The organism is Paenibacillus sp. AN1007, from assembly GCF_040702995.1.
Lineage (GTDB): Bacteria > Bacillota > Bacilli > Paenibacillales > Paenibacillaceae > Paenibacillus.
In genome coordinates, this window is record NZ_CP159992.1 from 1,916,182 (window position 1) to 1,937,095 (window position 20,914).

General features: G+C 44.5%; 17 protein-coding genes and 1 pseudogene. 16 read left to right on the plus strand and 2 right to left on the minus strand.

Going from position 1 to position 20,914, the window contains the following annotated elements; genetic code table 11:
- Positions 1-57 precede the first annotated feature (57 nt).
- The 4 genes from ABXS70_RS08785 to ABXS70_RS08800 all read left to right on the plus strand — a co-directional run bounded on the left by ABXS70_RS08785 (position 58) and on the right by ABXS70_RS08800 (position 5,364).
- On the plus strand, positions 58-738 hold the full coding sequence (locus ABXS70_RS08785; protein WP_366295315.1) for a hypothetical protein: 681 nt from the start codon (positions 58-60) through the stop codon (positions 736-738).
- Positions 739-1,306: 568 nt separating this feature from the next.
- Positions 1,307-2,896: a methyl-accepting chemotaxis protein gene (locus tag ABXS70_RS08790; RefSeq protein ID WP_366295317.1), complete on the plus strand. Its 1,590-nt coding sequence runs from the start codon at positions 1,307-1,309 to the stop codon at positions 2,894-2,896.
- 24 nt (positions 2,897-2,920) lie between these two features.
- A complete protein-coding gene (locus tag ABXS70_RS08795) occupies positions 2,921-3,346 on the plus strand; it encodes a chemotaxis protein CheW (protein WP_366295319.1) in 426 nt (141 codons plus the stop codon).
- Between the two features lie 14 nt (positions 3,347-3,360).
- Positions 3,361-5,364, plus strand: coding sequence for a chemotaxis protein CheA (locus ABXS70_RS08800; protein WP_366295321.1), 2,004 nt, complete (start codon positions 3,361-3,363; stop codon positions 5,362-5,364).
- A gap of 150 nt (positions 5,365-5,514) precedes the next feature.
- Here ABXS70_RS08800 and ABXS70_RS08805 read toward each other — a convergent pair whose 3' ends face one another.
- The gene (locus tag ABXS70_RS08805) at positions 5,515-6,399 is read right to left on the minus strand and encodes a LysR family transcriptional regulator (protein WP_342551544.1); all 885 of its coding nucleotides are present in this window, start codon (positions 6,397-6,399) and stop codon (positions 5,515-5,517) included.
- 112 nt (positions 6,400-6,511) lie between these two features.
- Between ABXS70_RS08805 and zwf the strand changes: the two genes are divergently transcribed.
- From zwf to ABXS70_RS08825, 4 genes are all read left to right on the plus strand, one after another.
- Positions 6,512-8,035, plus strand: a complete 1,524-nt coding sequence (gene zwf, locus ABXS70_RS08810) for a glucose-6-phosphate dehydrogenase (RefSeq protein WP_342551543.1) — start codon at positions 6,512-6,514, stop codon at positions 8,033-8,035.
- 43 nt (positions 8,036-8,078) lie between these two features.
- Positions 8,079-8,744 (plus strand): fructose-6-phosphate aldolase, encoded by a 666-nt coding sequence (gene fsa, locus ABXS70_RS08815; RefSeq protein WP_342551542.1) that lies wholly within the window; start codon positions 8,079-8,081, stop codon positions 8,742-8,744.
- A 67-nt stretch (positions 8,745-8,811) separates the two neighbouring features.
- Positions 8,812-10,230, plus strand: coding sequence for an NADP-dependent phosphogluconate dehydrogenase (gndA, locus tag ABXS70_RS08820; protein WP_342551541.1), 1,419 nt, complete (start codon positions 8,812-8,814; stop codon positions 10,228-10,230).
- Positions 10,231-10,507: 277 nt separating this feature from the next.
- Positions 10,508-11,611, plus strand: a complete 1,104-nt coding sequence (locus ABXS70_RS08825; protein WP_342551540.1) for a metallophosphoesterase — start codon at positions 10,508-10,510, stop codon at positions 11,609-11,611.
- A 199-nt stretch (positions 11,612-11,810) separates the two neighbouring features.
- Here ABXS70_RS08825 and ABXS70_RS08830 read toward each other — a convergent pair whose 3' ends face one another.
- Positions 11,811-12,827: a hypothetical protein gene (locus ABXS70_RS08830; protein ID WP_366295324.1), complete on the minus strand. Its 1,017-nt coding sequence runs from the start codon at positions 12,825-12,827 to the stop codon at positions 11,811-11,813.
- Positions 12,828-13,035: 208 nt separating this feature from the next.
- Between ABXS70_RS08830 and ABXS70_RS08835 the strand changes: the two genes are divergently transcribed.
- The 8 genes and pseudogenes from ABXS70_RS08835 to ABXS70_RS08870 form a co-directional block, all read left to right on the plus strand.
- A complete protein-coding gene (locus ABXS70_RS08835) occupies positions 13,036-13,593 on the plus strand; it encodes a hypothetical protein (RefSeq protein ID WP_342551538.1) in 558 nt (185 codons plus the stop codon).
- A 121-nt stretch (positions 13,594-13,714) separates the two neighbouring features.
- Entirely contained in the window at positions 13,715-14,803 is a 1,089-nt protein-coding gene (locus ABXS70_RS08840; RefSeq protein ID WP_342551537.1) for an acyltransferase, read from the plus strand.
- 193 nt (positions 14,804-14,996) lie between these two features.
- On the plus strand, positions 14,997-15,557 hold the full coding sequence (locus ABXS70_RS08845; RefSeq protein WP_366296576.1) for an AAA family ATPase: 561 nt from the start codon (positions 14,997-14,999) through the stop codon (positions 15,555-15,557).
- A gap of 40 nt (positions 15,558-15,597) precedes the next feature.
- Positions 15,598-15,903: a hypothetical protein gene (locus ABXS70_RS08850; protein WP_342551536.1), complete on the plus strand. Its 306-nt coding sequence runs from the start codon at positions 15,598-15,600 to the stop codon at positions 15,901-15,903.
- Positions 15,904-16,064: 161 nt separating this feature from the next.
- Positions 16,065-16,904, plus strand: coding sequence for a BglG family transcription antiterminator LicT (licT, locus tag ABXS70_RS08855; RefSeq protein WP_342551535.1), 840 nt, complete (start codon positions 16,065-16,067; stop codon positions 16,902-16,904).
- A 341-nt stretch (positions 16,905-17,245) separates the two neighbouring features.
- Positions 17,246-19,165, plus strand: a complete 1,920-nt coding sequence (locus tag ABXS70_RS08860; RefSeq protein WP_342551534.1) for a beta-glucoside-specific PTS transporter subunit IIABC — start codon at positions 17,246-17,248, stop codon at positions 19,163-19,165.
- A gap of 57 nt (positions 19,166-19,222) precedes the next feature.
- Complete coding sequence (locus tag ABXS70_RS08865) at positions 19,223-20,665, plus strand: 6-phospho-beta-glucosidase (protein WP_342551533.1); 1,443 nt, start codon at positions 19,223-19,225, stop codon at positions 20,663-20,665.
- 82 nt (positions 20,666-20,747) lie between these two features.
- Positions 20,748-20,825: pseudogene (locus tag ABXS70_RS08870) on the plus strand (RidA family protein); the annotation flags it as partial.
- Between the last annotated feature and the right edge of the window lie 89 nt (positions 20,826-20,914).

Consider the following 20,914-nt stretch of genomic DNA (forward strand, 5'->3'; position numbering starts at 1 on the left):
TTCACCCTCCCTCTGTTACTATAGGAGTATCAACAGTGAATATGGAGGATATCACCTATGACTGCAGCTGAAAATGAATGGCTGGAAACAGCGATGAGTTATGCACCGGTTATCATGTTTGATAAGAACGAACCTTTTTATCCTGATTTAGTTGGCGTGTCTGTGCTTGAGCATTCTGGACCGTCTCCTTCGTTTCGAAGAGAGATTCAATTTCCTCCCGAAGCGGTTCGATATGTTATTGAGTATGCCATTTGGTGGGACTACGAGATTGGCCATCTCTATGAGATGGAGCATGTATGGGTGTATGTAGGGCATGATGGAGAGGTTGTCGACTGTGAAGCGAGTTTTCACGGGAAGGTATTAAGAGGGCTGCTGAGGGATAGAGTTAATCTGGTAGATCGCCATGTGTGCCTGTATTCACAGCCAGGTAAACATGCTTTTTCACCGCTGCCCGTTGTGTTTGAACTGCTGCCAAATCTGTATAGTGCAGCCGGGGCTCAGGCGGGTTGTGACGGTCTGCTTGTGAATGAGATGTTCCAGCCCTATTTTCAAACGAGTGAACAGATTGATGCCCGTGTTATGAAATACCTGCAAACGAAAGCGTTTGTACCCTCGATGCAGTTTGAAGAGTACTTGCTCAGACCAGAGATGTTCATGACATGGGACAAGCTTTTTACACTTATTCCACAGCGAATAAAAGACTGCCTGAGAGAGCTGGAGCAGCTCGAAGAAACTTAATAATGATTAGATAGGTTAAACTGATGAGAACATGAAAAAATGAAGTTTTTTGGATTATTTCGCACAACAATCATAGCAATCAAGCTCACTAATCATGGGTTTGATTGCTTTTTTTGTAGGACAATTGAATCAAATATTAGAAGTTTTTATTAGACTTAGGTCATGATATGGGAGGGTGAGTGGGATAGATGTAAAAATATTAGCCTAATTGTAATGGACGTTAGTCGGAAGAACTACGGACAACAATATAGGTCTACTTCAAAAAAAGCATATGTTACGCCCGGATAATCATGTAAGAAAGGATCGTAATAAAAAGGAAATGTATTTCGCGAAAATGAAATTTGTATTATGAATTTTTGATTTATTAGTGTATTTAACATTTTAAACAAGAGTCTATATAATGATAATTAAAATACATAAAAATGAAATTTTACAAAAATAAAAATTCTCTATTCAGTTTTATAATATTTATGTCGAAATACATCGTATGTTGTCTAGAGAGCGATCCATAGAATGGATTAGCACACTTTTTTTACATAACTGGACAAAGAACTTAGGGGGAGATCAAATGAAGTGGTTTGGCAACTTGAAAACAGCAACAAAGATTATCTCGGCTTTCATGGTTGTATCTATGATTCTTGCGATTCTTGGAGTGTACTCTATCACTACTCTTAGAAGTACCAATGAACGGAGTAAGGAAATGTACAACAACAATTTGATGTCAGTAAGAGAACTAGGCGCAGCGCAGTCGAATTACCAGAGAATGCGGGTTAATATACGTGATCTCAACTATGAAAAAGATGCTGCAGAACAGACTCGAATTGTTCAAAATATTAATTCCCTTAGAGAAATGATTGACAATCAAATCCAAGGCTATCGTCCTCTAGCCACCACCCCCGAAGAATCAGAAATTCTTAGCAAATTTGATAAGCAGTATTCAAATTATATGCAGGTGTTTGACGAAGGTATGAAACTTGCGCAAGGCAATAATGATCAAACATTTTTGACTTTTTTGAAAGCAACACTCAAACCTCCTGGTGATGAAGCGCTGGCAACGTTAGGGAGTCTGGTGGATTTGAACGTGAAACTGGCGGAACAGAACAACACGAAGTCTAAAGAAGCATACTCCAACGCATTCACTGTCACCATGATTATAGTCATCGGGTCCGTTGTTTTCAGTATTATTATCGGATTCGTAATTTCTCGCTCCATTTCCAGACCTCTTATGGCTATGCTCGGTCTGGCTTCCGAAGTTTCTAACGGAAATCTCACGCTGAAATCTGATATTTCTTCCAAAGACGAAGTGGGTCAACTGGCCTTTGCAATGAACCGCATGGTGGATAATTTGCGAGAATTAATCAATACCATTGTGTTGAATTCACAGAGCGTCGCAGCATCGTCGGAACAGATCTCAGCAAGTACTCAGGAAATTGCAAGCACAAGTACAAGTCAATCGAGTGAGGCTTCCAACATCTCGGAGTTGTTCAAGGAATTGTCTCTGGCCATTAACTCTGTAGCTGCAAGTGCTGAGGAAGCCGCCGAGCTGTCGAATGATACCGTGAAGACTGCCCGAGAAGGAGGTCATGTTGTCCAGACCTCTCTTGAAGGCATGCAGGCTGTGAATACGAAAATGGCAAAGCTTGAAGAGGATTCCCGCAAAATTGGCGACATCATTGAAGTTATTGACGACATTGCTGAACAGACCAATCTGCTTGCACTGAATGCAGCGATTGAGGCAGCGCGTGCCGGAGAGCAGGGAAGAGGTTTTGCGGTTGTAGCTGACGAAGTTCGCAAACTCGCTGAGCGCAGCGGTGAAGCGACGAAAGAAATCACAACGATCATCAAAGTGATGCAGGAAAATACGCGACAAAGCGTACAAGCGGTTTCGGATAGTGTGGCCCAATCGTCCAAAACGGGGCAGGCCTTTGATCAGATCGTTGAGATGGTCAACAATTCTTCGCAGAAAGTGAATGAGATTGCAGCTGCGTGTGAGGAAGAGGCAGCTCAAGCGGCCGAGGTCATGAGTTCGGTTGAATCCATCTCGGCATCCAGTGAGGAGTCGGCAGCGGCATCAGAAGAAACGGCGGCAACCTGCCAATCGCTGGCTCATCTTGCCGAAGAGTTGTCTCGATCTGCCGCGGCTTTCAAAACCCAGTAATTATAACGAATTGAGGGTGAAACGATGTCTTCACTTCAGGTAGAACAATATATCGAACTGTCGGTCGGGGCAGAGACCTGTGCCATTCGTATCGAAGAAATTCATGAAATTATAAAAATGCAGAGCATTACGGATATTCCTTTCAGCAGGCCTGAAATTAAAGGGGTTATGAATCTGCGCGGTAAGGTCGTTTGTGTGATGAGCCTGCGCAGCCTGCTGGGTATGCCGGATGAACGGGACACTCGGGCGACCCGAATCATTGTAGTGCGCTATCAGGAAGAGTATATTGGTTTGATTGTAGATCGAGTCAGTAAAGTTACAACTTATTCTGATATACATCCGCCTGCTGGTGGTCACGGACGTCACATTGAATCGTTTTTTCACGGCATTGGTCAACAGGGAGACAATCTGGTTGGGATTTTGAAGCTGGATGAAATATTGGGCGGTTAGGAGGGAATACACCAATGATGGATTTGTCTGCCTATCGCGACATATTTATTGAAGAACTGAACGATCAATTGGAACGGATGGATCAGTCACTGCTTGCACTTGAACTTTCACCTTCGGTAGAACTGGTGCAGACCTTATTTCGGGCAGCTCATACCATTAAGGGCTCAGCCTCCACGATGGATTTTCGTGAATTAAGTGATCTTACACACGAGGTTGAATATGCCCTGGAGTGGGTACGGTCCAAGAAACCGGAAATAAATGCCCGATTGATTGATACGCTGTTCCGCTCGTTGGATGCGATGAAAGCTCTTAGAGACCAGTATGTGAAGGGAGAAGCATATTCCGATGTTCGTGCGGTAGTAAGAGAGATACAAGATTTGATTCATCAGCCTGTTTCCATTGGGCAGCTTAAACCGCCCGCACTGCAGCCTGCAGCATTCGAACAGATTAACAAAGAACTGGAATCGGACCAACAGATTTTCGCTATTCGAATTGTATTAAGCTCAGACTGTTTGATGAAAGCGGCGAGATATCATATACTGCGCAAACGGGTGGAAGATACCTGTGGAAGGGTAATAGCCTCCTCGATTCAGGAACAGGGGGAAGAAGAACGAGAAGAGGCGTATTACAGCCAGTTTGTGATGATTACAGCCTCTTCTCTGAATCAGCATCAGATGGAGATGGCGTTATCCGGGGATTCGGACATTCGAAGCATGGACATCAGCCCGTATATACCGGCAGCGGAGGAGATCGCTGTAACTGCTCAACGGGCAGAATCCGAATTGGGAGCTGCCGTAGAAAAACCCGAATCTCCCGCCCTGCCCCATGATGAAAAAATGAAGTCATCCCAGCCGACCGTACGTGTAAGTGTTGAACGTCTGGACCATCTGATGAATCTCGTTGGTGAACTGCTTATCGATCAAACTTCACTTGCGGATTTGAGCAGTACCGGCGTCCGCAAGGAAGCATCTCCTGTGCTGCAGCGTATTGGCAGCGTGTCCGATCATATGGGCAGCGTGATCAAGGAGCTGCAGGACGGAGTGATGAAAACACGGATGCTGCCTATTGAGCAGCTGCTGAACAGATTTCCGAGGCTGGTGCGGGATTTGTCGCAGAAGCTTGGCAAAGATATTGAACTCGTGATCAAAGGCGGCGAAACGGAGCTGGACCGCATGATTATCGAAGAACTCAGCGATCCCTTGATCCATCTGATTCGAAACAGCGCGGATCATGGCATTGAGAGTGCAGAAGTTCGAGCAGCTCATCATAAACCCGCCAAAGGACGGATCAAGCTGACTTCGTACCATGAAGAGAACCATGTTGTTATTCGTTTCTCGGATGATGGTAAGGGCATTGATGGAGAAAAGATTAAAGCTTCTGCATTGAAAAAAGGCATAATAACGGAAGAGCAGGCCGCGCGTTTGAATGCCCAGGAAGCGGTTCATCTGATCTTTGAGCCCGGGTTTTCGACAGCTTCGACAGTTAGTGATGTATCGGGCCGAGGTGTCGGTATGGACATTGTGCGCAGCCAGATCGGAAGGCTGAATGGCATTATCGATATTGATACGGAGGTAGGTGTCGGCACAACGTTTACGATTCGTTTACCGCTTACTCTGGCCATAATCAAGGGTCTTCTGGTGAACGTATCTGGAAGGGTGCTGATTCTGCCAATGTATAACGTGGCCGAGATTGTACGTATTAAACCGTCGGATATTCAGATGATGCAGGGACAGCAGTCCATTCTTAATCATGGGCGGATTGTACCTTTTTACCGGTTGTGCGACAAGCTGCAGTATCCACGTTCGGATCGTCATTCCAAAACGATTCCACTCGTCATTATTCGTTCCGTCGACAAAATTGCGGCCTACGCCGTGGATGAGATCATCGGGAACCAGGAAGTAGTGATCAAATCGCTGGGCGCGTATCTCGGCGCAATGAATCATCTCTCTGGTGCGACCATTCTGGGTAACGGTAAAGTCGCATTGATTCTGGATGCTTCGTATCTGGTCAGTCATTAAAGCCGGCATACCGTCCATCGTATTACGATAGATTTGGGTTGTCTTTCTTCAAAAGAATAAAGAACAAAGAATAACAGCCTCAAAGGTCCTGATTGGACCTTGGGGCTGTTTATGATGCATTTTTATAATTCCATCGATTAGATTATCCACTTACCCTTTGAAAATCAAGTCCATAAAACGATTGGCCGCAGAAGAGATCGGCATGTTTCGTTTCGTCATAATGCCTACATGAGAAGGAGGGAGCGGAACATCCAGCTGGATCTCGAAGAGAGAACCTTCCTCCAGCTCTTTGGAGATGAATTCACGTGTAACATACGAGATGCCCAGGCCGCGGCGGGCGAATTCGATCAGAAGGTCAACACTGCCGACCTCAATCTCTGGTTTTAATGTGTAATTATAGCTGTTAAACAGTTCGGTTATAGCCATCCGCACCCGGCTGTTCCGGGAGAACAGAATAAGTTCATGTTCGAGCAGCATTTCAAGGGTGAGCACTTTGCCTTTCAATTGAGCATATCGTTCGCCAGCAACAAAACAATCTTTTAGCTGAATGCTCTCTCTCACTTCCAATTGTGGATCCACAATGGGCATGCGGACAACCCCGAGATCGATCTTGCCTTCCTTCAGAAACGTAATGACTTCTGGCGTGGTTCCATGGCTCAGATGCAGCTTGATATTAGGATACTGAATATGAAACTCCTCTATATACGATAACATGTAGTGTTTGAACAGGGAGTCACTGCCGCCGATCCGGAGTTCTCCATTGTCCAAATTTTTCAGCGCGGCCATTTTTTCTTCCGCAAGGGAAATCAAAATTTGGGACTGTTCAATATAGGAATACAGGCTGGCACCCTCCTGAGTCAACGATACACCCTTGGAGTTGCGATAAAACAAGGTGAGTCCAAAGCTGTCTTCCAACTGTTTAATCGCATGACTGACACTTGGCTGCGTGATGTAGAGGGCTTTGGCGGCTTGGGTCAGACTGCCTGTTTTGGCGGCCCAGTAAAAGACTTTATATAGTTCGTAATTTGTTGTCATAGATATCGTCTATAGCTCCTGTGAAATATATTAATTACTTGTATAGCTATAAAACGTATTATAGTGTAACTACAGTAAAGAAACCAGAGTTACTTGGAAGGAGCACGGTAAGATGGAACCAACTACAATCGTTTTATTTGGAGCTACTGGCGATTTAGCCAAAAGAAAAATATATCCTGCCCTATATAATTTATATCTTGAGCAAAAGCTTCCTGAAACCTTCTCCCTAATCGGCATGGGCCGCAGAGAGTGGTCGGATGAATTTTTCCAGGCTCAAGTGGAAAAATCCTTGCATGAGTTTTCCAGACGCCAGGGAGATCATGATTCGGTCAAATCATTTGTGAAAGCTTTTCGATACAGTGTATTGAATATCAGTCATAAGGAAGATTATATAAAGTTACTGCATTTGGTTGAACAAAGAGAGGCTGAGCTTGGTATTCCGTCCAATCGCTTGTTCTATCTGTCGGTGGGTCCTGAATTTTTCGAACCGATCGCAGAAAATATTCAAGCAAGCGGGCTGGGTTCCACGCAAGGTTGGAAACGTCTCGTTATTGAGAAGCCGTTTGGTCATGACCTGCAGTCCGCTCGTGATCTCAACCGCAAGCTCAGTGAATCGTTCACCGAGGAAGAGATTTATCGGATCGACCACTATTTGGGCAAACCGATGGTGCAGAAACTGGAGACACTTCATCAAAGCAACCCAATTATGAAGGCCCTGTGGAACAATCGTTACATCTCCAATGTGCAGATTACAGCCAATGAGACTGTGGGCGTAGAAGAACGTGCATCCTATTATGATCATGTTGGCGCTGTGCGTGACATGTTCCAGAATCATATGCTGCAGATGCTGATGATGATGGCTATTCAGCTCCCGTATAACAGTACTTCCGAAAATGTGGGACAGAAGAAAAAACATATTATGGAGTCCATTCAGCCATTGGAGAAGCAAACCGTTGGCGCAAGCATCATTCGTGGACAGTATGCTGCAGGCAGCATCCAAGGTAAACCGGTACATGCTTATACAGAGGAACCTGGGGTAGCCGAGAACACCATGAATGACACATTTATCGCTGCCAAGCTGCAAATTGATGATTTCTTCTGGCGCGGTGTTCCGTTTTACATCCGTACGGGTAAAAGAATGAAGGAGAAATCAACACGAATTGTGATTGAGTTCAAAGAACCTTCGGGTCAAGGCCATCTGATCAAGAACAATGGTTCGAAGCCGAATCTGCTCGTGATCGAGATGAGTCCGGATCAAAGCATGACGCTGCAGCTGAATGCGAGTGATCCTGAGAACAAAGGTGAATTCAAGCCAGTTCATATTGATCTTGCTCCAAATCAGGGAGATCTGGCAGAAGCGTACGAGAACTTGATTCGCGATGCGCTCCACGGTGATCCCACATTCTTTGCACATTGGGGTGAAGTTGAGTTATCCTGGGCTTGGGTGCAGCCAATTCTGGATGCATTTAACGAAAATCTGCTTCCGCTTCACTTGTATGCTGCCGGAAGTTATGGTCCGGCGGAATCGGATGCCATGTTGGAGGCGGATGGCCACCACTGGTGGTTTGATGAGCCATCTGAGCTGATTTCTCAGGAAGACAGCGATGTTCCGATGGCAGTTAACGGCAGCATCTAATTCAAAAAAAGACAAAACCAAAATAATCGGAGGTAATTCAGTTATGAAATTTTTTATTGATACAGCTAACGTAGAAGACATTCAAAAAGCATATAAAATCGGTGTATTGTCCGGTGTAACGACTAACCCTTCATTGGTAGCCAAAGAAGGCGTGAAATTTGAAGACCGCATCGAAGAAATTCTGAAACTTGTTCCTGACGTGGAGTCCGTTTCCGCTGAAGTAACGCCAGATGCGCTGACGGCTGAAGAAATGATTGCACAAGCAAACGAATTGATCAAAATCAACAACAACGACAAAAACATCACGATTAAACTGCCAATGACGCTTGCAGGTCTGGAAGCTTGCCGTTATTTGACCAAAAAAGGTGTGAAAACAAACGTTACACTGATTTTCACTGTGAATCAGGCACTGCTTGCTGCTCGCGCAGGCGCAACATATGTATCTCCGTTCCTGGGACGTCTGGACGACATCTCCGAAGATGGCGTGCAGCTGGTATCCAAAGTGGCTGAATTGTTCCGTACACATCATCTGGATGCTCAGATCATTGCTGCATCCGTGAGACATCCGGATCACGTTACACGTGTAGCGATGGCTGGAGCACATATTGCTACGGTACCATTCTCTGTTATTGAACAAATTTCCAAACACCCGCTGACTGATCAAGGGATGGAGAAATTTGCAGCGGACTGGAAAAAAACAGTACAATAACAGCCATACGATTGAAAAAGCTTTAACGAAATAGATATATAAATTCATGGAGTATCGGGAGGACATAATGAGTAAACAACAGATCGGTGTTATTGGACTTGCAGTAATGGGGAAAAACCTGGCTTTTAATATTGAAAGCAAAGGTTTCTCGGTATCGGTATTCAACCGTTCACCGGAGAAAACGCATGATCTTCTGAAAGAAGCAGATGGTAAAAACCTGATTGGTACATTCTCTATTGAAGAATTTGTAGCTTCCTTGGAATCTCCGCGCAAAATTTTGATTATGGTGCAGGCGGGTAAAGCTACGGATGCAACCATTGAGCAGCTGCTCCCTCACCTGGATCAAGGAGATATCATTATCGATGGCGGTAATGCGTATTTCCCTGATACACAGCGCCGCAGCAAAGACCTGGAAGCCAAAGGTTTCCGCTTCATCGGTGCGGGTGTATCCGGCGGTGAAGAAGGTGCTCTGAAAGGTCCTGCGATTATGCCTGGCGGTCAGCAAAGTGCGTATGAGCTGGTAGAGCCGATTCTAACAGCAATCTCCGCTAAAGTAGGCGATGATGCGTGCAGCACGTATATCGGACCTGACGGTGCGGGACACTACGTGAAAATGGTGCATAACGGTATTGAGTATGGTGACATGCAGCTGATTGGCGAAGCATATCACCTGCTGAAATCGGTACTGAACGTATCGGTAGAGGAACTGCATGAAATCTTCACAGAGTGGAACCAGGGGGAACTTGACAGCTATCTGATCGAGATCACAGCGGACATCTTCTCCAAATACGATCCGGAAACAGGCAAACCGATGGTGGATGTCATTCTGGATGCAGCTGGACAAAAAGGAACAGGCAAATGGACAAGCCAAAGCGCGCTGGATCTCGGCGTACCTTTGTCCATGATTACCGAATCTGTATTCTCCCGTTTCTTGTCTGCCATGAAAGACGAGCGGATCGCAGCAAGTAAAATCCTGAACGGACCTAAGGCAGAATCATTCTCCGGTGACAAAAAAGAGTTCATCGAGAACGTGCGCAAAGCGCTGTTCGCAAGTAAGATCGTATCCTACGCGCAGGGTTTCGCACAGATGCGTGCCGCATCTGACGAATACGGCTGGGATCTCAAATACGGCAGCATCGCGATGATCTTCCGCGGTGGCTGTATCATCCGTTCGCAGTTCCTGCAGAACATCAAGGAAGCTTACGACAAAGACGCAGCTCTTAAAAACCTGCTGCTCGATCCATACTTCCAAAATATTGTGGAATCCTATCAGGATGCATGGCGTGAAGTGGTGGCCGCTGCGGTAAAACAAGGCATTCCGGTGCCTGGCTTCTCCAGCGCATTGTCCTACTACGACAGCTACCGCACAGAGCGTTTGCCAGCAAACCTGCTGCAGGCGCAGCGTGACTACTTCGGTGCACATACATTCCAACGTGTGGACAAAGAAGGTTCATTCCACTTCCAGTGGATGGACACCAACGAGTAATTTATAAATAAAACACCTCTGCTTCCATCCTATAGAGTTTACTCTGGGGAAGGCGGCAGAGGTGTTTTTTTGCCAATTAATTTCTAAGAATAGCAGCAGCAATTCAGCATTATCAATTGCTTAAAATTAAATATCACCAAATTGTAATAAAATGTACCTATATTAGCATTGTAATAAGATGCTGGAGTCCCTTGGTTTGCGTTATACTAGTTCAGACGGACATGTGTCCGGTTAATGATGCAGTAAATCACATTAGAACGTGGGGGTCAGGCCAGGCATGTTTGTACTCGTAGGTATTATATTTTTGCTCGTATATGGATTATTAGTTTTCTACATAGGCTGGAGCGGCTGGAGTTGGATGAAACCGGTCGTGTCGGCCAGATTTCGCTGGTTGTATGTTACAGCACTGGTGTTTCTGGCGGTTTCTTTTATTTTGGCGCGGCTGTTCGGCAGCATATCATTTCTCGGTATAATTGGTTCCTACTGGCTGGCGATTTTTTCGCTCTTACTTCTCATTCTGCCGATTGTGCACCTGACGTTGTGGCTGCTGCGGTTAACACGTATCCCGAGGCATCACGCGCATAAATGGGCGGGAGTTGTTACACTTGTCCTGCTTATCTCTACAATGGGCTATGGCATTTTTAATGCGTACTCTCCAGTTGTCAGGCAGTATGCGATTCAGATCGATAAAAAGGTAGAGGGCATCGACAAGCTTAACATTGTTATGGCTGCCGATATGCATTTTGGTCTGCTGTCAGGGCCTGCTCATGCCAAGCGGATGGTACAGGAGATTAACGCTCTCAAACCGGACCTTGTATTGTATCCCGGTGATCTGATTGATGACAATCTGGCGATGTACGAAAAGAGTGGTATTGCCGATATCATCCGTGATATCAAGGCTCCTTATGGCGTATACGCTTCTCTAGGCAACCATGACAAGTTTGATGGACCCATTGAGGATCTGATTGCAGCGCTGGAGAAAAGCGATATGCAGGTGCTGTATGATGACAAAATTACGCTGGATAACAAAATCACGCTGATTGGACGTAAGGATCGGACCGAGCAGGATCGGGCAGACGTCGCCGCGCTCATGCAGAATACCGATTTGAGTCAGCCTGTGATCATGATGGATCATCAGCCCTACGATTTGGATATTGCAGAGCAGAACAAGGTGGATTTGGTTGTATCCGGTCATACCCACCGAGGCCAGATTGCTCCTGCGCAATTTATTACGCAGGCGATCTATGAGAATGATTGGGGTTATTTGCAAAAAGGCTCCATGCATTCCATCGTTACCTCGGGTTTTGGTTTCTGGGGACCGCCCATCCGTACAAGCAGCCGTTCCGAGATTGTACAGATTAACGTTACCTTCGGGCAGTAAAAACAGCCCCTCCATGAAAGAAGGGGCCTCATTTAAAGCAAATTATAGATATAGTAATGGATGATGAGAATGCTTTCCTCCAACCGGATGGTGCTTGAACCAGCCTTCCTGATTGGAAGGAGGGCATTTTTTATCAGCTTACAAGGGTAAGCGAAAGAAATGAAGAGATTATGAGAAGGTCAGGTCTATTCATGACCTGTTAGTTCCGTACCCCGTTTACGGGAACAGCTTCAAACGAATAGAAGGTCCCCTTTTTATTAATTTTACCGATGATAGTCGCTGCACCTTTTTTCTTAAAGGTATATTCATTATCTTTAATATGCACGCTGTATCCTTTCAGCTGAAGGCCGAAGATGGATTTTACTTTTGGTGCCGCAGCCGACAATGCTTTACTTTTACTCAGCTTGGGTTTGGCAAATGATTTTTTGAAATCAGCATCATTGTTCCAGTCTTGACCAAGCTCATTTGCAGCCTTCCATACCTTCCCGGTTTCGCTACCGATATCCACATAGTTCAAGTTGCTGTCATCCCGATATTTCCATAGGGTGTCTTTGTTTTCTTTCGTAAGCTGCGCATAGTCAAACGGTTTTACAGGCGAAATGCCAAGGGTTTTGACGGAATTCCGGGCTTTGTTGGTCAATGAAGCATGTGCATCTTTAATATTATATTGAATGCTTGCAGATAATTGGTTGTTGTGATCTACATCCACGTACAGACTTTGTTTAGGACCCCAGATGACCCAATAGTTTTTGAGTCCGCCGTCGTTCACGGCTTGTTTCACACGCCAGAAGGCTTCGGTTTGGAATTTGTTATCTTTATCAAAAGACTTCAGAAATGCTTTTATTTGGGTTCGCAGCGCTTCATCCATAACGCTTTCAAGATCATCAGCCTTGTAAGTGATCAACGTGGAGGTGACTTTTCCCTTTTTGGAATCATACTCTTGTATGATATCTGCTTCAGCTTTTCCTGTCAGCTTGCTGTTAACAATCCAATTCTCAAAAGCGGTTTCTACGGATGTGAATTGAATCGGCTGTTTTCCTGCGATTGCCGTAATTGCATCCGTTAATTGTTTGGTTACCTTTTGATCCAGTTTCAGTGTACTCTGTGTCTCCTGCACTGTAGATACCGGAGCGGGTGCTGCCAATACAGAAGGTGCCGAAGATAACAATAGTGTCATAGAAGCGATCGCTGCGGTGATAGAAACATATTTTTTCATGAGTATTCCTCCTGGTCGATAAGTGTAAGTTTATTAGATATTGCTGCCCGGATATATTTATAAACGTGGATCAAAAGGAAAATGTTGCATGCTGCCTGTTTCTTTTAAAATGAACTTTATGTATCTTTTTATACAGCTCATATGTAAAAAGAATGACTGCATCCCGCCTGAGATGATATACTGTGTTCGTATTGGGGGAGGAATGACGATGACAAAACCGATTATAGCCGTAGATATGGATGACACGATCTGTCATCTGGTCAAGCGGGCGATTTACCATAACAACATAAGCTTCCCGACCCATCCGCTTCAATATGAAGATATGGTTCACTGGGACACAACTCACTTACGTCATCCTGAGAGCACACATGACGTATTTTACGGGCGACCCGGACTGTTCGAAGAGCTGGAGTTATATGATGAGTATGTAGTAGAAGAGATGCGAAAGTTAAACGATGCTTATGATCTGATTATTGTTACAGCGGCTGAACCGAGAACGGTAGGGGAGAAGTGGAACTGGCTGCAGCGGCACATGCCTTTTATTACACTGGAACAGTTTATGACATGCAAACGTAAAAACCTGTTGGCTTTTGATCTCTTGATTGATGACGGGCCGCATAATCTGGTTCCGGCTTTCGAAAGTGGACGAAAAGTCATCTGCATCCCCCATCCGTGGAATAAACAGCAGCGTGAACAGTATGCTTTTCCCCAGATGTCTTCCTGGAAAAATGCAAAATTATTCATAGATAGACTGATACATAAATAATTTGTCGAAAATGATAGAAATTAAGATTGTAATCTCCTCGCCAGCTGATTAAAATAAGATTTGGAATCTGGATTGCAGCCGGAAACTATCTTTCATATCAGAGACAAGCGAGGTTATATGTATGAGTCAACCCGTTAATCGACCCCGGCGTATAGAGTATCTGGATCTATACCGTGCAATCGCCATTATGGCAGTTGTAGCTATTCATGCAACATCAACAGCCGTTGCGCATTATCCGAAAAACACGTTTGATCATGATTTGTTTTACTTTTGGAACACATTTTTGCAATTTGCAGTGCCGGCCTTCTTATTTTTGTCTTCCCTGGTTTTGTTCTATAACTATAGTGTCAAGATGGACGAGAAGGGCTGGGTAATGTCCTTCTATAAGAAGCGCATGTTTTACATATTTGTACCATACGTGGCATGGTCTCTAATCTATTTTGTGATTAAAAAATGGATTGCAGGCAGGGAGCCACTGGCAGAGAGCATGCAGTTGGCGAAGCAATTGGTGCTGGGGACTGCCCATACTCATTTGTACTTTTTTTTAATTATTCTTCAATTTTACATCGTATTTCCTTGGCTGCTTTCTTTGACAAAACAACCTTGGTTTAAGCGGTATATGCCTTTGTATTTTATAGCGGGTCAAGCACTTTTTTACGCATTACATTTGAAATTTCAGTTCGAACGAACAGGCAGTATGCTTCCGAGTTATTTCATCGTAATCGGATTCGGAGCCTGGATTGGACTGAACTTTGAATGGATGATGAAAAAGGTGGTTCATTTCCGTTATGTACTGCTGGCCGCACTTATATCCGGAGCGGCGATTTCCATGTATGCCGCGGACGACATTAAGACAGCATTGATGGAATGGCCGACGGTGGCCTATATTGTGCTGTTCCTTATACGAAATATATTCACCCTTTCTGCATGCTTAACGCTTCTGATTCTGAGCGAACGAGTGGGTACAAGAGAGCGAAGAAAGGAATATAGAGTGTCTCGATTTGCGGACTCATTGGGCACGGTGGCATTTGGTATCTTTTTAATCCATCCTTTAATTTTACTGTTTTGGAGACAGGGACTCACCGATGATTTTGCCCGCCATTTCGGCCTTGGTATTGTATTATCTTACATTGCAGCACTGCTTCTCTCCTGGTTGTGTGCCGTGGGTCTCCGTCGATTGAAATGGGGATGGGTCCTCATCGGACGGTAGTTAAGTCTAATTGGGCTAGAAAAATAGGTGAATAAGTATAAAGAGATTTCAAGCTCCTCTTGTGGGGAACTTGAAATCTCTTTTTTATTTGAGGCATAACAGGTATGATGAATTAATGTCCAATAAATATAATTTATGGATGAAAACGCAGTACTGCTGAGCATATAAAGACATCTGGCGAGGGGGAAACATGTTGAAACTGGTTATTATTTTTGGGCCGCAGGCCGTGGGGAAAATGACTGTTGGACAGGAATTGGAGAAAATCTCGGATCTCAAGTTGTTTCATAATCATATGACCATTGATTTGGTATCGCCTTTTTTTAGTTACGACACTCCGGAAGGGAAGCGTCTGGTCGGATTATTCAGGGAGGAAATGTTTCAGGCTGCTGCCAAAAGCGAGCTGCCCGGCCTTATTTTCACTTATGTATGGGCCTTTGATCTTGAACAAGACGGTGCTTACATTCGGCATCTTACCGACATGTTTACGGCTCAGGGTGCTGAGGTGTGTTACGTAGAGCTCGAGGCAGAAGTATTTGAACGGTTGGAACGCAACAAAAGTGAGAATCGGCTGCAGTATAAACCTACTAAAAGAGATCTGGCATGGTCTGAACAGGATTTGTTGGATTCCATGAACGATTACCGATTAAATTCCGAACCGGGTGAGATTACACATGAACGTTATCTTCGGATAAATAATACAAATATAAGTCCAGATCAAACCGCACGATTAATCCAGAAGTATTTCAGTTTGTAGTATATGACAACTCACCAGATCACCCAAAAGGAGGAGACGAATGTACTTTTTAATGCTTTTATTGGTTGGTGCAGTTTTGTGTATATTGTTTCCATATGGGCCGATTATTGTAGGTGCGATCATCTTTGCAGTAGTCATTGACCAGTACAGACAGACCCAGTATATGCGTGAGGACATTCAGGCCATTAAAAATCATTTGAAATTAATGAAAAAGGAAGAGTCAGAAGAGTATGAGATGGAACAAGCTCTCAAGGAGGTAGATGGGATGTCGTCTGAGAGAATGGAAGTCATTAACCGCAAGATTGAGGCAGAGTTGGAGCGAGACCGCCGCAATAAAAAACGGTGATAACTCTTTGAAGAACAGCTCGAAACGGTTTATGTTGCATAAACCAGGGAAATGTAATACCATGAACGCACATATAAGTTTACATTGATGAGATAAGGGCATGTCCAGTAACCTCAAGACGCAGGTATGGTTTGCCTTTTTCTGTATATTGGAGTGATGAAGTGAAGATCGAGAAGGTGTTAAACAATAATGCGGTAGTTGCCATCAAGGATGAACAAGAGGTTATTGTTATTGGTCGGGGTATCGCTTTTCAGAAAAAGGCGGGTGATCTGATCTCGGACCAGCATGTTGACAAGATATTTACTTTACAAAATGAAGATATCCAGGAGAACTTTAAGGCATTAATCGCAAGTATCCCGCTTGAGTATATGAAAGTGTCTGAGGAAATTATTGCCTATGCAAAGCTGAAGCTTGGCAAGAAGTTAAACGATAGCATTTATTTGCATCTGACGGATCATATTCATTTTGCGATCGAGCGGTATCGCAACAATCTGCCGATTCGGAACGGTTTGTTATGGGAAACGAGGCAGCTGTACAAGGACGAGTATGAGGTCGGGCTTGAGGCGTTAAATATGATCTGTGATCAGTTTGGCGTACTTCTGCCGGAAGATGAGGCCGGATTTATGGCGCTGCATTTTGTGAATGCGGCACTGAACGAAGAGATGCCTAACATTCGCAGCATGACGCAGGTTATGCAGGAAATCCTGACTATAATCAAATATCACTTCAAAATGGACTTTGATGAGAATTCGCTGAACTATACTCGTTTTGTTACACACCTGAAGTTTTTTGCACAGCGGCTGGTTAAGGGAAAACACTACAGGAGTAACAATGACGAGGAATTGTTCCAAATGATTCAGAAGAAGTACCCGGATGCATATAAGTGCTCTGTTAAAATCAAGAAATTTATTGAAAATAACTACACCTATCAACTGACTGACGAAGAATTGATGTATTTGACAATTCATATTGAGCGTGTAGTTCATTCCACATCTGAGTAATCATACGGTCTGAATGCATATTTTTAAAAAAAGCTTGCAAATGTAGTTCAGATGTACTATGATGATCCCAAGAAGTAAGCGCATACATCATTAATCGGATTGTAACTGTTCAATCAGGCAACTCCGGCCGTGAGGTCCCAGGATTGAAGATGATGCTGCTAATCAATCCAATTATATACCAATGTGTACAGCCTTACAGGGTTGCAACCGTTAAGGGCAAAACCTGAATTGCTGAATAACATAACTGATTTCCGGATTTCCGGTACGTTATGCTTGTTCAGTGGTTCAGGTTTTCTTTGTTTCACAGGCATGGGGAGTCTACTCAGAGAGGAAGAATGACAATGAGCAGCTACGATCAATTAGCAAAAGATATTCTGTCACGTGTAGGTGGTCGCGAGAATGTAAACAGCGTATTCCATTGTGTGACAAGACTGCGCTTCAAACTGAAAGATGAGAGCGCTGCTAAAACGGAAGAACTGAAAAATCTGCCAGGTGTAATCACCGTTATGCAGAGCGGAGGACAATATCAGGTTGTAATCGGCAACGAAGTGCCGGATGTGTATAAAGCTGTGGTGAAAGCGGGCAATTTCCCGACGGAAGGACAGGTCGAGGAAGCTGCGGATGATTCAGGTAAGAAAGTAGGATTGTTCAGTCGATTTATCGACATGATCTCGGGTGTGTTCACACCGCTCCTCGGATTGCTGGCAGCAACGGGGATGATCAAAGGTTTCAACGAGATGTTTGTGGCCTTCGGCTGGATCACACAGGATTCCGGTACGTATCAGCTGCTGAAAGCAACCGGTGACTGTCTGTTCTACTTCTTCCCGATCTTCCTGGGTTATACGGCAATCAAAAAATTCGGTGGTTCGCCATTCCTGGGTATGGCCATCGGTGCTTCTCTCGTATATCCAACGCTGGCGGGGCTTAAAACAGGCGATCCGCTGTATACACTATTTACAGGCACATTGTTTGAATCGCCAATTCATATTACGTTCCTGGGTATGCCGGTTATTTTGATGGAGTACTCTTCATCCGTTATTCCGATCATTATCGCTACATTTGTAGCTGTAAGACTTGAAAGATTCTTTAAAAACGTAATTCCGAAAGTAGTAAGCACATTCCTTGTACCGTTCTTTACTTTACTGGTTATTGTTCCGGCAACTTTCCTGGTCATTGGTCCGATCTCTACATGGGCAGGACAGTTAATTGGTGCTGGAGCAACCAACATTTATGAATTAAGCCCGATCGTTACGGGATTGATTATCGGCGGGTTATGGCAGGTATTCGTATTGTTCGGACTTCACTGGGGACTGGTTCCGGTTGCGCTTCTCAATCTCAGCACGTCAGGCGCTGATCCAGTTGTCGCGATGTCCTTTGCCGCCTCATTTGCTCAAATTGGTGCAGTACTTGCGGTATTACTGAGAACTAAAAATACGAAAATCAAAACACTTAGTATTCCAGCTTTTATCTCGGGTATCTTTGGTGTAACTGAACCCGCTATCTACGGAGTTACACTGCCGTTGAAAAAACCATTTATTATGAGCTGTATTGCAGGTGGTATTGGAGGCGGAATTCTAGGATATGCCGGTTCAAAAATATATATGATTGGCGGACTTGGCGTATTCGGTTATCCAACTTTTATTAACAAAGAAAGCGGATTGGATTCTACATTCTACATGGCAATTGTTGCTACGCTGGTTGCGTTTGTACTTGGTTTTATTCTGACGTATATCGTTGGTTTCAAAGATCCGGTAGAAAAAACGACTGCTCCAGCACCAGCGCCTGTGCTTGATCCTAATCCTAACAACCGTTATGAAATTGTAAGCCCGATGGCGGGTGAAGTGGTTGAACTGAAAGAAATTAATGATGTTACGTTTGCTGGAGAGCACATGGGTAAAGGTATTGCCATTCGTCCTGTTAGCGGTAGAGTTGTATCGCCAATCACGGGTGTTGTGCAGACGGTATATCGGACCAAACATGCGATTGGCCTTGTCACAGATGATGGCGTAGAGATGCTCATTCACATTGGTCAAGATACAGTGCAGTTAAAAGGGCAGCATTTTACGGCCCACGTGAAAGACGGTGACCGTGTCAACGCAGGTGATCTGATTATGGAGTTTGACCTGCAGGCCATTAAAGATGCGGGATATGAGACCGTTACTCCGATTATTATCACCAATACGTCCGATTATCTGGACGTGGTCCCTACTAAAAGTGCAAGTGTGAACGAGAAGGATAAGCTGCTTACTGTGCTGAGCTAATTTCAGCTTGATCGAATCGAATTCTGAACGCTTGTTATGCATAGGAGGAATACTTCAATGTTTGAAAAAATGAAGGCCTTCCCGGAAAATTTCCTCTGGGGAGGCGCAACAGCTGCGAATCAGCTGGAGGGTGCTTATCTTGAAGGGGGAAAAGGGTTAACCACGGTTGACCTGATTCCCATTGGACCTAATCGTTATCCGATTGCACTCGGTAACCTGGATTCGTTTGAACCCAAAGAAGGAGAGTTCTATCCTTCACATGAAGCAATTGATTTTTATCATCGGTATAAGGAAGATATTGCGTTATTTGCAGAAATGGGATTCAAGTGTCTCAGGCTTTCGATAGCCTGGGCACGAATTTTCCCGAATGGCGATGATGCAGCGCCCAATGAAGCGGGACTTCAATTTTATGATGATGTCTTTGACGAGCTGCTGAAGCACAACATTGAACCCGTTGTAACGATCTGTCACTTTGATGTACCTGTGAATTTGGTGAAAAACTATGGTGGCTGGAAAAATCGCAAGATGGTCGGTTTTTTCGAAACCTACGCCAAAACTTTATTCAATCGATATAAGCACAAGGTGAAGTACTGGATGACCTTTAACGAGATTAACATGCTGCTTCATCTACCATATATCGGCGCAGGTATTGTGCTTCAGGAAGGTGAAGACAAGGAGCAGGTATTATATCAGGCGGCTCACCACGAATTGGTTGCAAGTGCGCTGGCCGTTAAAGCTTGTCACGAAATGGTTCCGGATGCTCAGATTGGATGTATGCTGGCTGCGGGTATGGTCTACCCTTACAGCTCACATCCGGAAGATGTATGGAAGGCCATGGATAAAGACCGCGAATCGTTTTTCTTCATTGATGTACAATCCAAGGGAGAATACCCCGGTTATACGAAACGTTTTTTCAGGGAGAATAACATTCGCATTGAGATGCAGCCGGAAGATGCCGACATCTTGAAGCAGCATACCGTCGATTATATCGGGTTCAGCTACTATGCCAGCCGGTGTACAAGTGCTGACCCGGAAATCTTGAAGAATTCCACAGAAGGCAATGTGTTTGGTTCAGTGAAGAACCCGTATCTGCAAGCATCGGAATGGGGCTGGACGATTGATCCCAAAGGGCTTCGTATTACGTGCAACCAGCTGCATGACCGCTATGGCAAACCGCTGTTTATTGTCGAAAATGGACTGGGTGCATCTGATGTACTGCTGGACAATGATACCGTTGAAGATGACTATCGCATTGAGTATCTGAACAGCCATTTTGCCGAAATGGCCGAAGCGATCCAGGATGGTGTAGAGCTTATTGGATACACCAGCTGGGGGCCGATTGACCTGGTCAGTGCAGGTACGGGCGAGATGAAGAAGCGGTATGGCTATATTTATGTAGACAGAAATAACGATGGAAGCGGAACATTTCGCAGAGTAAGAAAGAAAAGCTTTCATTGGTACAAAGAAGTTATCTCGAGTAATGGAGCACAGTATTTCTAAATCAAGTTCTTCCTGTGTTCTTATGATCGTATGAGTTTGACCCATAAAATAGAATTTAATATAATTTAGTAATATAGAACATCTTGTCATTGGATATATTACGGCACTAGGTCTACCCGAGATTAAAATTGAGATTGAAATCTGGGCAGCAAAAGTATAACACGAAACGGCATTAACTGTATAAACCATGGAGCGCTCCGATACAGGAGGTCCATGGTTTTTTAACACATTTGATTTGGGAAGCAAAAA

What these genes read in the sequence shown, in the direction of transcription:
- ABXS70_RS08785 (WP_366295315.1), top strand. Translation starts at nt 58, where the DNA reads ATGACTGCAGCTGAAAATGAATGGCTGGAAACAGCGATGAGTTATGCA.
- ABXS70_RS08790 (WP_366295317.1), top strand. Translation starts at nt 1,307, where the DNA reads ATGAAGTGGTTTGGCAACTTGAAAACAGCAACAAAGATTATCTCGGCT.
- ABXS70_RS08795 (WP_366295319.1), top strand. Translation starts at nt 2,921, where the DNA reads ATGTCTTCACTTCAGGTAGAACAATATATCGAACTGTCGGTCGGGGCA.
- ABXS70_RS08800 (WP_366295321.1), top strand. Translation starts at nt 3,361, where the DNA reads ATGATGGATTTGTCTGCCTATCGCGACATATTTATTGAAGAACTGAAC.
- ABXS70_RS08805 (WP_342551544.1), bottom strand. Translation starts at nt 6,399, where the DNA reads ATGACAACAAATTACGAACTATATAAAGTCTTTTACTGGGCCGCCAAA.
- zwf (WP_342551543.1), top strand. Translation starts at nt 6,512, where the DNA reads ATGGAACCAACTACAATCGTTTTATTTGGAGCTACTGGCGATTTAGCC.
- fsa (WP_342551542.1), top strand. Translation starts at nt 8,079, where the DNA reads ATGAAATTTTTTATTGATACAGCTAACGTAGAAGACATTCAAAAAGCA.
- gndA (WP_342551541.1), top strand. Translation starts at nt 8,812, where the DNA reads ATGAGTAAACAACAGATCGGTGTTATTGGACTTGCAGTAATGGGGAAA.
- ABXS70_RS08825 (WP_342551540.1), top strand. Translation starts at nt 10,508, where the DNA reads ATGTTTGTACTCGTAGGTATTATATTTTTGCTCGTATATGGATTATTA.
- ABXS70_RS08830 (WP_366295324.1), bottom strand. Translation starts at nt 12,827, where the DNA reads ATGAAAAAATATGTTTCTATCACCGCAGCGATCGCTTCTATGACACTA.
- ABXS70_RS08835 (WP_342551538.1), top strand. Translation starts at nt 13,036, where the DNA reads ATGACAAAACCGATTATAGCCGTAGATATGGATGACACGATCTGTCAT.
- ABXS70_RS08840 (WP_342551537.1), top strand. Translation starts at nt 13,715, where the DNA reads ATGAGTCAACCCGTTAATCGACCCCGGCGTATAGAGTATCTGGATCTA.
- ABXS70_RS08850 (WP_342551536.1), top strand. Translation starts at nt 15,598, where the DNA reads ATGTACTTTTTAATGCTTTTATTGGTTGGTGCAGTTTTGTGTATATTG.
- ABXS70_RS08860 (WP_342551534.1), top strand. Translation starts at nt 17,246, where the DNA reads ATGAGCAGCTACGATCAATTAGCAAAAGATATTCTGTCACGTGTAGGT.
- ABXS70_RS08865 (WP_342551533.1), top strand. Translation starts at nt 19,223, where the DNA reads ATGTTTGAAAAAATGAAGGCCTTCCCGGAAAATTTCCTCTGGGGAGGC.